Source organism: Thermanaerothrix daxensis, from assembly GCF_001306145.1.
Lineage (GTDB): Bacteria > Chloroflexota > Anaerolineae > Anaerolineales > Anaerolineaceae > Thermanaerothrix > Thermanaerothrix daxensis.
Genome location: NZ_LGKO01000003.1, coordinates 1 through 13,123, shown reverse-complemented (window position 1 = coordinate 13,123; position 13,123 = coordinate 1). Strand labels below are relative to the sequence as shown.

Annotated in this window: 12 protein-coding genes and 2 riboswitches; of the genes, 7 read left to right on the top strand and 5 right to left on the bottom strand. The window is 62.3% G+C overall.

Annotated features, from left to right (window positions below; translation table 11 throughout):
* Window positions 1–3: 3 nt before the first annotated feature.
* Window positions 4–116, bottom strand: a riboswitch (TPP riboswitch).
* Window positions 117–283: 167 nt separating this feature from the next.
* Genes SE15_RS06700 through SE15_RS06690 form a run of 3 tightly spaced genes read left to right on the top strand, consistent with a single transcriptional unit; the run spans window position 284 to window position 4,964 of the window.
* Window positions 284–2,065, top strand: a complete 1,782-nt coding sequence (locus SE15_RS06700; RefSeq protein WP_054521354.1) for a M3 family oligoendopeptidase — start codon at window positions 284–286, stop codon at window positions 2,063–2,065.
* Between the two features lie 11 nt (window positions 2,066–2,076).
* The gene (locus tag SE15_RS06695; protein WP_054521353.1) at window positions 2,077–2,724 is read left to right on the top strand and encodes a methyltransferase family protein; all 648 of its coding nucleotides are present in this window, start codon (window positions 2,077–2,079) and stop codon (window positions 2,722–2,724) included.
* Window positions 2,691–4,964 (top strand): ComEC/Rec2 family competence protein, encoded by a 2,274-nt coding sequence (locus SE15_RS06690; protein WP_054521352.1) that lies wholly within the window; start codon window positions 2,691–2,693, stop codon window positions 4,962–4,964. Before SE15_RS06695 ends, SE15_RS06690 begins: the two co-directional genes overlap by 34 nt.
* A 30-nt stretch (window positions 4,965–4,994) precedes the next feature.
* Here SE15_RS06690 and SE15_RS06685 read toward each other — a convergent pair whose 3' ends face one another.
* Genes SE15_RS06685 through SE15_RS06670 form a run of 4 tightly spaced genes read right to left on the bottom strand, consistent with a single transcriptional unit; the run spans window position 4,995 to window position 7,718 of the window.
* Window positions 4,995–5,549 carry a 2-oxoacid:acceptor oxidoreductase family protein gene (locus tag SE15_RS06685; RefSeq protein WP_054521351.1) on the bottom strand — a complete coding sequence of 185 codons (555 nt, stop codon included), beginning with the start codon at window positions 5,547–5,549 and terminating at the stop codon, window positions 4,995–4,997.
* An 11-nt stretch (window positions 5,550–5,560) separates the two neighbouring features.
* The gene (locus SE15_RS06680) at window positions 5,561–6,322 is read right to left on the bottom strand and encodes a thiamine pyrophosphate-dependent enzyme (RefSeq protein WP_054521433.1); all 762 of its coding nucleotides are present in this window, start codon (window positions 6,320–6,322) and stop codon (window positions 5,561–5,563) included.
* Between the two features lie 27 nt (window positions 6,323–6,349).
* The gene (gene vorB / locus SE15_RS06675; protein ID WP_054521350.1) at window positions 6,350–7,462 is read right to left on the bottom strand and encodes a 3-methyl-2-oxobutanoate dehydrogenase subunit VorB; all 1,113 of its coding nucleotides are present in this window, start codon (window positions 7,460–7,462) and stop codon (window positions 6,350–6,352) included.
* A gap of 10 nt (window positions 7,463–7,472) precedes the next feature.
* Complete coding sequence (locus SE15_RS06670) at window positions 7,473–7,718, bottom strand: 4Fe-4S dicluster domain-containing protein (RefSeq protein ID WP_054521349.1); 246 nt, start codon at window positions 7,716–7,718, stop codon at window positions 7,473–7,475.
* A 276-nt stretch (window positions 7,719–7,994) separates the two neighbouring features.
* Between SE15_RS06670 and moaA the strand changes: the two genes are divergently transcribed.
* The 4 genes from moaA (at window position 7,995) to SE15_RS06650 (ending at window position 11,902) form a co-directional block, all read left to right on the top strand.
* Window positions 7,995–8,975 carry a GTP 3',8-cyclase MoaA gene (gene moaA, locus SE15_RS06665; RefSeq protein WP_054521348.1) on the top strand — a complete coding sequence of 327 codons (981 nt, stop codon included), beginning with the start codon at window positions 7,995–7,997 and terminating at the stop codon, window positions 8,973–8,975.
* Window positions 8,976–9,058: 83 nt separating this feature from the next.
* A riboswitch (FMN riboswitch) is annotated at window positions 9,059–9,194 on the top strand.
* Window positions 9,195–9,286: 92 nt separating this feature from the next.
* Window positions 9,287–10,102, top strand: a complete 816-nt coding sequence (locus tag SE15_RS06660; protein WP_054521347.1) for an ABC transporter permease — start codon at window positions 9,287–9,289, stop codon at window positions 10,100–10,102.
* Between the two features lie 25 nt (window positions 10,103–10,127).
* The gene (locus SE15_RS06655; protein ID WP_054521346.1) at window positions 10,128–11,153 is read left to right on the top strand and encodes an ABC transporter substrate-binding protein; all 1,026 of its coding nucleotides are present in this window, start codon (window positions 10,128–10,130) and stop codon (window positions 11,151–11,153) included.
* Window positions 11,150–11,902, top strand: a complete 753-nt coding sequence (locus SE15_RS06650) for an ABC transporter ATP-binding protein (protein ID WP_054521345.1) — start codon at window positions 11,150–11,152, stop codon at window positions 11,900–11,902. The genes SE15_RS06655 and SE15_RS06650 overlap by 4 nt, the downstream gene beginning before the upstream one ends.
* On the opposite strand, the gene SE15_RS06645 is transcribed toward SE15_RS06650, so the two are convergent.
* A partial coding sequence (locus SE15_RS06645; RefSeq protein WP_160316680.1) for a WD40 repeat domain-containing protein occupies window positions 11,903–13,123 on the bottom strand: 1,221 nt, incomplete at its 5' end.

Genomic DNA, 13,123 nt, shown 5'->3' with positions numbered 1-13,123 from the left:
CGGTTAACCTGAGGTTATCGTCCCTCCGCCGGCATTACCCGGATCAGGTTCTGCGGGTCGAGGGCTGGACGGCCCTCCTCTCAGCCCGGCCTCACCGGGCTCCCCGTTGTCTATGCCTAGTATAGCCACGATGGGGGGAAAAGTCAAATGGTTGGAGAGGTGACAAGGGTGAATAATCTTGGAGAGACTTCCTTTCTCGCCCTCTCCGCATTCCCGGAGTAAAATAAGACTACTGCTTTCAAGGGCAGTGGTTATTGATCTCTTCGGCTGAGGTTGTTTTTCTATGACGGAATCGCTCTTTACTCAAACTCGCTGGTCGCTGGAGGACCTGTTCCCCGGCCCGCAGAGCCCTGAACTGGAAGCCGCTTTCCAACAACTGGAGGCGCAAACGGCTGCGCTGGAGGCACTGCGTCCAACCCTGCGGGAGGATATGCCCGAGTCCGCCTTCCAAGATATCCTGGCCCGGATTGAGCAATTGCACGATCTGGCCTCCCGCCTGTACGGGTATGCCAACCTGCTTTTTAGCGAAGACACCCGCAACCCGGTGGCCCAAACCCTGGTGGCACGGGTGGAGCAATTCCTGGCCGAATTGGCCAACCGCACTCTCTTCTTTGAACTGTGGTGGAAGGGGCTTCCCGATCCAGCCGCAGAGCGCCTGCTTGCGGTTTCGGGGGATCGGCGTTACTGGTTGGAGACCCTGCGTCGTTTTCGCCCCCACACCCTTAGTGAACCAGAGGAGAAAATTATCAATCTTAAAAACGTGACGGGCCAGAGTGCCTTGCAGCGTCTCTATGAATCCATCACAAGCCGCTATGTGTTCAGGCTGACCGTGGACGGGGAGGAGAAGGAACTGACCCGCGATGCTCTGATGGCCTACGCGCGCGGTGCCAATCCCGACCTGCGCGCCGCCGCCTACCAGGAACTCTACCGCGTTTACGGCGAGGAGGCGCCCCTCCTGGCGCAAATTTACCAGGCACTGGTGCGCGATTGGTACAACGAGCAGGTCACCTTACGCAAACACTCCAGCCCCATTTCTGCCCGCAATCGCATGAACGATTTGCCGGATGAGGTGGTGGAGACACTGCTCGAGGTGTGCCGGGCCAACACTGAGGTCTTTCGCCGTTTCTTCCGCCTCAAGGCGCGCTGGTTGGGAGTGGAGCACCTGCGTCGTTATGATATCTACGCGCCGGTGACGCAGGCGGATAAAATCTACCCCTTTGAGCAGGCGGCCTGGCTGGTATTGGATTCGTTCGAGGCTTTTGAACCCCGCATTGCCCGCCTGGCCCAACGCGTTTTCGAGCAGCGCCACCTCGATTCCGAGATCCGTCACGGTAAGCGTGCGGGGGCGTTTTGCTGGAGCGCCGTCCCCGGTCTGACCCCCTGGGTGCTGACCAACTACAACGGACGGGCCCACGATGTGGCAACCCTGGCGCATGAATTAGGACACGCCATCCACTCCATGCTGGCCGAGCATCACAGCGTCCTCACCTTCCATGCCACCCTACCCCTGGCCGAGACGGCTTCGACCTTTGGCGAGATGCTGCTGGTGGACCGCCTGCTCAATGAGGAGCAGGACGAAGCCGTGCGTGCTGACCTGCTCTTCCGCCAGATGGACGATGCCTACGGCACCATTCAGCGGCAGGCCTTCTTTGCCCTCTTTGAGCGTCAGGCCCACGAGATGATTCGCCAGGATGCTTCGCTGGAAGCGATTGCCGCGGCTTACATGGATAATCTGCGCGAGCAGTTCGGCGATGCGGTGGACCTGAGCGAGGAATTCCAGTGGGAGTGGGTTTCAATTCCGCACTTCTACGAAGCTCCCTTCTACGTCTATGCTTATGCGTTTGGGCAGTTGCTGGTGCTCTCGCTTTACCAGCAGTACCGCCGTGAAGGGGCGGCCTTCCGCCCACGCTACCTGCGCATCCTTGAGGCGGGTGGTGCTAAAGCGCCCATTCAGATACTGAACGAAGCCGGGGTGGATGTCTCGCAGGCGGCGTTCTGGCAGGGTGGGTTTGACGTGCTCAGTGACCTGGTGGCGCAACTGGAAGCCCTGCCCCTCCCGGCCTGAACGAGGAAACCATGGGCGAGAGCGGTTTCGGTTGGGTTCTCTTGGCAATGGGGCTCTACGGTGGGTTGCATTCCGCTCTCGCTACTCACGCTTTTAAGCGCTTTCTGGCGCGCTTTTTAGGCACCGCCTGGGTGCAGCGCTACTACCGCCTGCTTTATTCGGTCGTGGGTGGGCTCACTTTGCTTCCGGTGTTGGCGCTGGTGGTCCTGCTCCCCGATCACGTCCTTTATCGCCTGACCTGGCCCTGGCTGGGCCTTGCGCTACTCGGGCAGGGACTGGGAGTATGGGTGGTCTGGCGCGGCTTGCGAGCGACTGGGGCCATGGCATTTCTGGGCATCCCCCAGGCTCTGGGTCAGAATCCCACTTCACCGCCGCGCCTGGTGACCGACGACATCTACGCCTGGATGCGCCACCCGCTCTATACCGGCTCCCTACTCGTACTGTGGCTGATGCCACAGATGACCTGCAATCTCCTGGCATTTAATATGGCTGCCACGCTCTACTTTCTCCTTGGCGCCCGGCTGGAAGAAGCCAAACTCCACGCCGAGTTCGGCGCGGCCTATGCGGCTTACGCCCGTCAGACGCCCGGGTTCATCCCCCGCCTCGGTGCGCTGGTGAGGGCGCTGTGCCGCTGTTTTGGCTTGCGCTGGCTTTTCTGAGCGGGATCGGTTTGGCGGCATGCCTGCTCCTGCCGCTGCCTGCCTGGGTGATGATTGCAGGGGTTGGAGCGGTGGTGCTTTTCTGGCGCCCAGCCCGCCGGTGGCCTCGACCCGGCTGGCTGCCCCTGCCGCCTCTGGCGCTGGTGGTGGCGCTGGGGCTGGGGGGAGCGCGTTACGCTCTTCACACCGCGGCTCTGGAACGGTCGGCTGCGCTGACCGCCTGGCACGAACAGGGCAAGGTGGCTTTGCAGGGGTGGGTGTGCGCACCCCCGGATCGGCGTGAGCGGGTGACCCTGCTGACGGTGTGCGCCGAGCAGGTTGAGGCGCCACCGGGTACGGTGCAGACGGTGCGGGGTCGGGTGCTGGTCACGCTCCTGCCGTTTCAGACCTGGGAATACGGTCAGCGCCTGAGGCTCTACGGAACCCTGCAGGCGCCGGATGAGGGTGAGGCGTTCTCATACCGTGCCTACCTGGAGCGACGCGGCATTCTGAGCCAGATGGCTTACCCGCTGGCACGCGCCCTACCCGGCTGGCGCGGTAACCCGGTGCGGGCCGGGCTGGAAGCCCTGCGTCAGCGCGCTTACGACCTGGTCAACCGCTGCTACCCCCAACCGGAGGCTGCTCTGGTAGCCGGCATTCTGCTGGGCCTGGATGAGGATTTCCCGCCGGATCTGGAACGGGCTTATCAGACCACCGGTACGGCGCACATCATTGCGATCTCGGGCTTTAACATGACCCTGCTCAGCGGCAGTTTGCTGGCCCTGCTGGGGCGAATTTTCCCGTTGGAGATTGCTGGCGGTCTCTCACTACTGGGGATGGGGTTGTATGCGTTGCTCGTGGGCGGCGACCCGGCGGTGTTGCGGGCGGCTCTGATGAGCGGCCTGGCGCTAAGCGGGCGCATGGTCGGACGTGCTTCTGCCGGTTTGAATGCGCTGGCCCTCAGTGCTGCCGGGTTGTGCTTGTTTAACCCCACCTTGCCCTGGGAGGTCTCCTTCCAACTTTCGGTCATGGCAACCCTGGGTTTGATTCTCTACGCCGAGCCACTGCAGGCTGGATTTACCCGTGCCCTGATCCGCCGCTGGCGCTCCCCGCTGGCCCAGCGTCTGGCCGGTTGGGTGGGAGAGTACCTGCTGGTCACTTTGGCTGCCCAACTGACCACCCTGCCGGTGCTGCTGGCGCACTTTCGACGCCTTTCCCTCAGCCTGCTGATCGCCAATCCGCTCATCCTGCCGGCGCAACCGGCATTGATGGTGCTGGGAGGGCTGAGCGTGCTGGTGGGCTTGCTGGCGCCGGCGCTCGGGCAGGGGCTGGCCGGCCTGGCGTGGCCGCTAGCGGCTTACTCCAATCGCCTGGTGCTGGCCCTTAGCCGGGGTGGACTGGCTTCATTGCCTGTGCCGCCGTTTGAGATGGGCAGTGTGGGGCTTTACTATGCTCTGCTCCTGGGGCTGACGTTGGCCTGGCGGCGGATGAACCTGCGCCCGTATGTGCGCGGGGGCGTCCTTTTGGGTGGGCTGGGGTTGATGACCGGGTTGGTCTGGAATCTGGCGCTTTTCCGGCCGGATGGGCAGTTGCATCTGGTGCTCTTCGACCTGCCCCAGAGCCAGGCGATCCTCATTCGCGCGCCGGGCGGGCAAACATTGTTGGTGGATGGGGCACCTTCCGCCAACGCTCTGGATGCTGCGTTGGGGCGCTACCAGCCGGCGCTGGCACGGCGGCTGGATGCCCTTCTTATTACCAGCCCGCGCGCCGCGCCGGTAGAGGGATTAATCCTCACGCTGCAGCGCTATGAGGTGGAGCAGATCCTCTGGGGAGTGGCTCCTGACGCAACCCGCACCCACACACGCCTGGCGGATCAGGCGCGCGGACGGGGTATGGCTCAACCGCGCCTTCTTGCCGGGCAGGTGATCCTCCTTGCGCCGGATTTGAGCCTGGAAATCTTGCCTTCGGAGGCGGGGCAGACGCCACTGCTGGTGAGATACGGGGATCTGCGCGTGCTCATCGCTGGCGAAACCTGGCCGCAAGCCACGCTGGCCGCGCTGGCCCGGCGCGGGGAGGGGCTGGATGGGGTGATCTTGCGTGGCCCAGCGGCCGAGTTTTCCGCTCTGAATGCGCCGGGGGTGGGCATCCTGTTGGGGTCACCCGTTCAGACCCTGCCGGCGGGCTGGTCGGCAACCGGCCTGCACGGGACCCTCATTCTCACCAGCGATGGGCGGTCCCTGAGCCTGGCGCATCTCAAATGAAAAGGCGCGGGTAGCCCCCGCGCCTTGTGCTCATGCCGATTGAAGTTGCCCGGCCAGGAACTTGGCACCCTCTTGGAGCGCCGCCACGTTCAGCGGTAAGAGGTTGCGGTGGCGTGAGAGCATGTGGGCTTCCATGGCTTTGACAACCGCTTCCACGCTGAGGACGGGATGGTTGGCCAGCATTGCACCCAACATGACCATGTTGGCCACGCGGCGATCTCCCAATTGCTCGGCAATTTCGTTGGCAGGCACCATCACCACCTGAATGTCGCGGCGGCCCACACTGCGATCCACCAGCGAGGCATTGACTACCAGCAAGCCTCCCACCTTGACCAGTGGCTCGTACTTATCCAGGGAGGGGCGATTGAGTACCAAGGCCACCTGGGGGTTGCGCACGATGGGGGAGCCGATTTCTTCGTCGGAAATGATCACGGTACAATTGGCCGTGCCGCCGCGCATTTCTGGGCCGTAAGAAGGAATCCAGGTCACTTCCAGACCGTTATCCATGGCGGCGTAGGCCAACAGTTGACCGGCAAAGAGTACCCCCTGACCGCCAAAACCGGCAATGACGATTTCGGTTTGCATGGCTTGCCTCCCTAGACCTTAATCTCAGCCACTGCGGGGTGGACCTTGTAATCCCCGAGTGGGAAGTAGGGGATCATGTGCTCTTCCAACCATTTCAGCGACTGCACCGGCGTCATGCCCCAGTTAGTCGGGCAGATGGAGAGCAACTCGACCATGGAAAAGCCCAGTCCGCGCACCTGGGTTTCCAATGCCAGGCGGATGGCTTTCTTGGCCAGGCGGATGTTTTTGGGGTCGTGCAAACTGCGGCGCACGACGTAACTGGCGCCCTCCAGGGTGGAAATCAGTTCGGCGGCGCGGACCGGGTAGCCCTGGGTTTCCACATCCCGCCCGTGTGGGGAGGTGGTGGTTTTCTGGCCGGGAAGGGTGGTGGGGGCCATTTGTCCGCCGGTCATGCCGTAATTGGCGTTGTTGATGAAAAAGACCGTGATATTCTCGCCCCGCGCTGCCGCATGAACGACTTCCCCCATGCCGATGGAGGCCATGTCGCCATCCCCCTGGTAAGTGATCACCAGGCGGTCCGGCAGGACGCGTTTGATCCCGGTGGCCATGGCCGGGGCGCGCCCGTGCGGCGCCTGCACCCAGTCGAAATCAAAGTAGTTGTAGGCAAATACCGAGCATCCCACCGAAGCCACACCGATGGTGCGCTCCCGCAGGTTCATCTCGTCAATGACCTCGGCAATGAGGCGATGAGCCACCCCATGGGTGCAGCCGGGGCAGTAGTGGGTGGGCATCTCGGTCAGTGAAGCCGGGCGTGCGTAAACCAGCGTTTCCATATCCGCTAGGGTCATGCGTGGTTCCTCCTAAGCAGGCTGAAGCATGCGTTGTAACCAGCGTTCACGTGGATGGCCGTCAACGCTGAGCGGCGTGGAGGCCATGCGCTTTATTTCGTCCAGGACTTCTTCGGGCAGGGGCATAACCCCGCCGAGGCGGGCGAAAAATTCAACCGGCGCGCGTCCTTCCACCGCCCGCAAGACGTCCTCAAGCATCTGGCCGGTGTTCATCTCAACGACCAGGAAGCCCTCGACCTGGTCGGCCAATTCGCGAAGCACCCGGCTGGGGAAGGGGCTGACGGTGATGGGGCGAAGCAAGCCCACTCGAATGCCCTCAGCGCGCGCGGCCCGCACTGCGGAGAGCGCCACTCGCCCGGCCGTGCCGAACCCCACGACCACGAAGCGCGCATCTTCCAGGTAGTAGCCCTTGTAGCGCACCTCATTGGCTTCAACCTGCTGCCAGCGGCGCAGGATGCGCAGGTTGGCTTCTTCTTCCAGGGGTGGGTCGAGGTAGATCGAAGAAAGCACGCGCCGCTCGCGCCCAATGGCACCGCGCACGGCCCAGTCGGGGTAGGTGCTTTTGAGGGGGCGCAGAGGAGGCATCTCTGCCGGTTCCATCATTTGCCCCAAACTGCCATCCAGGAGCACTACCGCGATGGCGCGATACGCCTCGGCCAGATCGAAAGCCAGCATGGTCAGGTCAATGGCTTCCTGGATGTTCGAAGGCGCCAGGACGATGGGGCGGTAATCGCCGTGCCCACCACCGTGGACGATTTGATTGTAATCGCCCTGGGCCGGAGCGATGTTGCCCAGGCCGGGGCCGCCGCGCATCACATCTACCAGCACCACGGGGACTTCCGTGCCGGCAATGTAGGAGAGCCCTTCCATCATCAGGCTGATACCCGGGCTGGAGGAGGAAGTCATCACCCGCACGCCGGTGCAGGCAGCGCCGTAAACCATGTTGATGGCCCCCAGTTCGCTCTCTGCCTGCACGAAGACGCGTCCCAGTTCGGGCATGCGCATGGAAAGGTACTCCAGTAATTCCGTTTGAGGGGTGATGGGGTAGCCGAAGTATGCCTCCAACCCGGCCCGAACCGCCGCCTCGGCAATGGCAATATTGCCCTTCCACAACTCACGTGCCATGGATCACCTCCTAGGCCGCTGCCGCTACGCGCGGACGAACGACTTCGCGGTAAACCGTGATGGCGGCTTCCGGACACACCACGGCACACACCCCACACCCGGTGCATCCCTCTTTGATCAACGTGGCTGGATGATAACCTTTGGTGGTGATGCGGCTCATATCCAACCCCATGACCTCTTGCGGGCAAGCTGCGACACACAACTCACAACCCTTACAGTATAGATCATTAACGACAATTCGTCCCTTGGGGGGCATCCGTTCCTCCTGGTTTGTGTGGAAGTTAAATACAACAAGGCTGGCTGGGATGCGTTCTATCTTGATTATGGAACGCCTATCTGGGCTTTGGGTAGTGTCAAGCGTCACCCGAAAAGACTACAAGTATCCTGATATTTGCCACTAAATTAGTCGGGTATAGGGTGCGGTGGGCAAAAATCCTGGATTAGGGGCAAGAATCACCCCTCTAAAGTGTGGTTTGCAAGGCGGCTTTTTTGTATAATGAGAACAAGATAGTAGAGTTGAGGGAACCCCAAAATGGCTCTGGACCGTTTTGGTCGTCGTATTCACTATTTGCGGATCAGCCTGACCGATCACTGCAACCTGCGCTGCGTGTACTGCATGCCCGAAGATATGACCTTCCGCCCACCAGCGGAGATGCTGCAGGATGACGAAATCCTCTTTCTGGTGCGCCTCTTCGCCAGCCTGGGGTTTGATAAGATACGCCTCACCGGTGGGGAGCCAACCGTGCGCGCGCATGTGGTGGACCTGGTGCGGGAAATTGCCGCCACACCGGGGGTGAAATCGCTGAGCATGACCACCAACGGTGTGTTGTTGCATAAACTGGCGCGTCCGCTCAAGGCCGCCGGATTGCAGCGGGTCAACGTCAGCCTGGATACGCTGGACCCGGTACGCTATCACAAGCTCACCCGCTGGGGCAATTTGCAGCAGGTGTGGGAAGGCATTCTGGCGGCGGAAGAAGCTGGCCTGACCCCCATTAAGATCAATGCGGTGGTGGTGCGAGGTTACAACGAGGTGGATATTGTGGACCTGGCCCGCCTGACCTATGAGCATGACTGGCAGGTGCGCTTTATTGAGATGATGCCCCTGGGCGGGATCACCGATTTTCAGCGTTCTCAGGTGGTTTCCACCGCTGAGATGCTGGCACGCCTGGAGGCCGTTTATGGGGCGGTGGAGCCGCTCAACGGTGGCGAACTGGATGGCGAGGCCCGTCTGTATCGCCTGCCGGGCGCGCGGGGCACGCTGGGTTTCATTGCCTCGGTCACCTTGCCCTTCTGTGCTTCGTGCACCCGTGCCCGCCTGACCGCAGATGGGCGGTTGCGGCTGTGCCTCTTGCGGGAAAAGGAAGTGGATTTGCTCACCCCACTGCGCAACGGCGCCACCTGGGAAGAGATGCGTCAGTTGATTGTGACGAGCATCTGGGAGAAGCCCTGGGGGCATGGCCTGGCAGAAGGCGAGGTTGCCACCAACCGGGTGATGAGTGAAATCGGCGGCTGAGGCGGCGCCGCTTTGTGCAAAGTCGAACAAAAGATTGACAATCTCCCCTCGCCGGGGTAAACTAAGGGCGTTACAAGTGCATAACACGCCTTCGGGGCAGGGTGAGGGAGGTTTGCCTCCCAATTCCCGATCGGTGGTGACAACCCACGAGCGTCTCAGGACGCAGGATCCGGTGGAATTCCGGAGTCGACGGTATAGTCCGGATGGGAGAAGGCGTAAAGGTAACCCCTGAGCCGGGTTGTGTTTAGATGCCCCGAAGACGTTTGTGCCTTCGGGGCTTTTTCGTTATCCGATTTCGGGAGTCTTTGACCATGGCAACACTGGCGAAACCTTTCCCCTGGATGAAAATGTTCCGCCCGCGCTGGCTGGCGCAGGGGGTGTGGACGTTATTCTCGCTACTGCTGGCGGTGGGGGTGTGGGAGGGCATTGTGCGTCTGACGCACTTGCCGCCGTTCATTCTGCCCTCGCCAGGGCAGGTCGGACGGCGCCTGGGGCTGGCCATTGCCGATGGGTCGCTTGCCCGTCACACCCTGGCAACCCTCCAGGAAGTGGGCATCGGATTGCTGCTCGGAGTGGTATTGGCCACGTTTCTGGGGTACCTGCTGGCACGCTCTCCGGTACTGGAGCGCCTGATCGGACCTTACCTGGTTGCCAGCCAGGCCATCCCTACGGTGGCCATCGCACCCCTGCTGGTGATCTGGTTTGGCCCGGGCATGCTCTCTAAGGTGCTCATCTGCGCCCTCATCGTGTTCTTCCCGGTGCTGGTTAACACGGTTGTGGGGGTAAGGGCAGTGCCGCGCGATCTGCGCGCGCTCATGCACACGTTGCATGCTACCCGCTGGCAAACCCTGCGCTACCTGGAGATCCCGGCGGCCCTGCCGCTCTTTCTGGGCGGCCTACGTATTGGGGCGACGCTTTCGGTAATTGGGGCGGTGGTGGGCGAACTGGTTGGCTCTAACCGCGGGCTGGGTTTTCTGATCAACGTGGGACGCGGTCAGTACGATACGGCGCTGGTCTTTGTGGCCACCTTCACCCTGATGACCCTGGCACTGGCTTTGTACGGACTGGTCATGCTGGCCGAACGGCGCTTTCTGCGCTGGCAGGGCAGTCCACGCGATTTTCACTAAAATTCCTTTCAATGGAGCAATGGCGATGGTTTTTTCATGGAAGCCCAAAAGATTGCGCACCTGGTTCTGTGGGGTTCTGGCGCTCGCGCTGGTAGGGATGCTCTCAGGCGGGTGTGGCTCTTCCCTGACGGTCTCGCCCACCCCTACGCTCACTCCCATTCGCCTGCCGGTGGGGTACATTCCTAATATTCAGTTTGCCCCGCTGTATGTGGCGATTGAAAAGGGCTACCACCGAGATGAGGGTCTGGAAATCACCTTGGATTACAGCATGGAGACGGACAACGTAGCCCTGGTTGGGGCTAATACCTTGCCCTTTGCAATTGTCTCCGGTGAGCAGGTGCTGTTAGGGCGGGCGCAGGGCCTGCCGGTAGTTTACGTGATGGCCTGGTACCGGGATTACCCGGTGGGAGTAGCGGCGCCGAGCGGTCTGGGACTGCGCACGCCGGCGGATTTGCGTGGGCGGCGCATTGGCATTCCTGGTCTGTATGGTGCCAGTTACATTGGCTTGCGGGCTTTGCTTTCGGCGGGCGGGGTGCCCGAGGAGGCCGTGCATTTGGAGTCCATCGGCTTTAATCAGGTAGAAGCGCTGATCAGCGGGCAGGTGGAGGCAGCCGTGGTGTACATCACGAACGAGCCGATTCAGTTGCAGGCCCGCGGGTATGCCGTGGATGTGCTGCGCGTGGCCGATTACATGGCTCTGGTGTCGAACGGCCTGATCACCAATGAGCGCACCCTGCGTGAGAGCCCCGACCTGGTACGGCGGATGATCCGCGCTACGCTGCGCGGCTTGCAAGATGTGGTCAATGACCCTGCGGCGGCGTATGCCATTAGCGAAAAGTATGTTGAAAATTTGAATCAGGCCGATCGTGCGGTGCAAATGGAAGTGCTTAAAACTTCGATCGGGCTTTGGCAGCAAAATCCCTGGGGATATAGTGATCCGCAAGCCTGGGAGAACATGGTGCGCGTTCTGCGCGAGATGGGCCTGATCAACCAGCCTTTGGAGGTCACCCAGGCCTACACCAATGCTTACCTGCCGCGGGAACAGCCATGAGTGTGGAAACGACGCCGGCGCTGGATGTCATTCACCTGAGCGTAAATTTTGAAAACGGCAGCGGTGAATTGCAGGCCCTGGAGGACGTGACGTTTCGGGTCTGGCCGCAGGAATTTGTGTGCCTGTTGGGGCCTTCGGGGAGTGGCAAAAGCACCTTGTTGCGCGTCCTGGCGGGGCTGGTGCCGCCTACCCAGGGGGAAATTCGCTTTGCTGGCGGGCGGACTCCGCGCATTGGTTATGTGTTTCAGCAGGCCAATCTGATGCCCTGGCGGACGGTGCTTGAAAACATCATGCTTCCGTTGGAATTGCAGGGTGTGCCACCGGATGAAGCGCGCCGTCAAGCCCAGGCCTGGGTGGAACGGGTGGGGCTGAACGGGTTTGAGTCGGCATGGCCGCGCGACCTTTCGGGGGGCATGGCACAGCGCGTTGCCATCGCACGGGCGCTGATCCATGACCCCGATCTTCTGCTCCTGGATGAGCCTTTTGGCGCTCTGGATGCCCTGACGCGAGAGCGCATGGGGGCCGAACTGCTCGCGCTGTGGCAGGCTCAGCGCAAGACCGTGCTCATGGTCACCCACTCCATTTCCGAGGCCCTGCTCCTGGCGGATCGGGTGCTGGTTTTCACCCCGCGCCCGGGGCAGGTCAGCCTGGATATGCCGGTGCCGTTACCTCGTCCGCGCAGTGAGGAACTACGCTACACGATGGAATTCATCCATCTGGCCCGGCAATTGCGCCAGGCCATCGGTTGATCAGGGGGTGAGCGTCCAGAAGCGCGCTACGCCTTCTTCATCGGCGCTGAGCAGTTGATTGCCGTCGGGGCTGAAACGCAGGCCGTGCACGGGGCGGGTTGGCCCTTCCAGGCGCTGGTGCAATTGCCCATCCCCAATCGTCCACACGTAGAGCGCCGGATCTTCGCCGCTGGCGGCAATGCGCTTGCCATCGGGGGCGAAAGTCAGGGCGAAGAGCATGCCGCTGGGGCCCCGTAGGATGTGGACGGTTTTACCCTCGCCATCCCATAGCCAGATACCGCCGTCCTCATTGCCGCCCGCCAGGAGGTCGCCGCCAGGTGAGAACGCCAGGCGCAGGGTGCGCCCGGTTTCCGGGATGCGGCTCAGCACCACGGTGCGGGTGCTCAGGTTCCACACCAGGGTGCGGCCATCTTCCAACCCTGCCGCCAGACGGTTGCCATCCGGCGAGAAGGCCAGGTCAAAAACGCCACTGCCCGCGGAGAGGAGGATGGGGGGTAGGCTGCCTTCCACGCGCCCCAACACCCGCACCTGGCCGCCGGCTTCGGCCAGGGCAATTTGCTGCCCATCGGGCGAAAAAGCCAGTGCAGTCACCGGTGCATTGCTCAAGGTCCGCACCACCTCACCACTGGCGACTTCCCACAGGCGCGTGGCGGCGCCGTTGGTAACCAGCCAGCGCCCATCGGGTGAGAAAGCCAGACGGGGTGGGCTGGCCGGGTTTTCCAGGTAGCGTACCCGCTCAAGCGCGGTGGCATCGTACAGCCCGACCCCGGTTTGTGTGGCCAGCGCAATCAGATTAGCCCGTTGGGACCAATCCATGGCCAGAATTGGCATGCCCAGCGCAATCTGAGGCGGCCCGGCTGTGGGTTCGGGGATGGGCGTTTCGGGCAGTGGAGTGGGCGTCTCCTCCTCCGGAATGGTGATCTCGGGGAGGGTCTCGGTTGGGAAAACCTCCTCGGTCAGCACGACCTCGGTGGTGGCGATGGGCAGGGCAGTTTCAGGTGCCGGGGGTTCTTCCGGGGTTGGCGTGGCGGCGGGGTAAAGCACGGCCACCCAGCCGGGCAGGGGGCTCCCCGGCCAGAACCAGAAAGCCACCAGTCCAACCCCCACCAGCAGAGCCAGGATGAGCCCCAGAGGGGGGCGTGAATGCAGACGGCTGGCACGCCGTAGGGCCTCTACATCCGGCGCCGGGGCCGCCTCTGAGGGGGTGGGTGGTTTGGGGGG

Coding starts and splice junctions, on each gene's coding strand:
- SE15_RS06700 (WP_054521354.1), top strand. CDS start 284: ATGACGGAATCGCTCTTTACTCAAACTCGCTGGTCGCTGGAGGACCTG.
- SE15_RS06695 (WP_054521353.1), top strand. CDS start 2,077: ATGGGCGAGAGCGGTTTCGGTTGGGTTCTCTTGGCAATGGGGCTCTAC.
- SE15_RS06685 (WP_054521351.1), bottom strand. CDS start 5,549: ATGCAAACCGAAATCGTCATTGCCGGTTTTGGCGGTCAGGGGGTACTC.
- SE15_RS06680 (WP_054521433.1), bottom strand. CDS start 6,322: ATGGAAACGCTGGTTTACGCACGCCCGGCTTCACTGACCGAGATGCCC.
- vorB (WP_054521350.1), bottom strand. CDS start 7,462: ATGGCACGTGAGTTGTGGAAGGGCAATATTGCCATTGCCGAGGCGGCG.
- SE15_RS06670 (WP_054521349.1), bottom strand. CDS start 7,718: ATGCCCCCCAAGGGACGAATTGTCGTTAATGATCTATACTGTAAGGGT.
- moaA (WP_054521348.1), top strand. CDS start 7,995: ATGGCTCTGGACCGTTTTGGTCGTCGTATTCACTATTTGCGGATCAGC.
- SE15_RS06660 (WP_054521347.1), top strand. CDS start 9,287: ATGGCAACACTGGCGAAACCTTTCCCCTGGATGAAAATGTTCCGCCCG.
- SE15_RS06655 (WP_054521346.1), top strand. CDS start 10,128: ATGGTTTTTTCATGGAAGCCCAAAAGATTGCGCACCTGGTTCTGTGGG.
- SE15_RS06650 (WP_054521345.1), top strand. CDS start 11,150: ATGAGTGTGGAAACGACGCCGGCGCTGGATGTCATTCACCTGAGCGTA.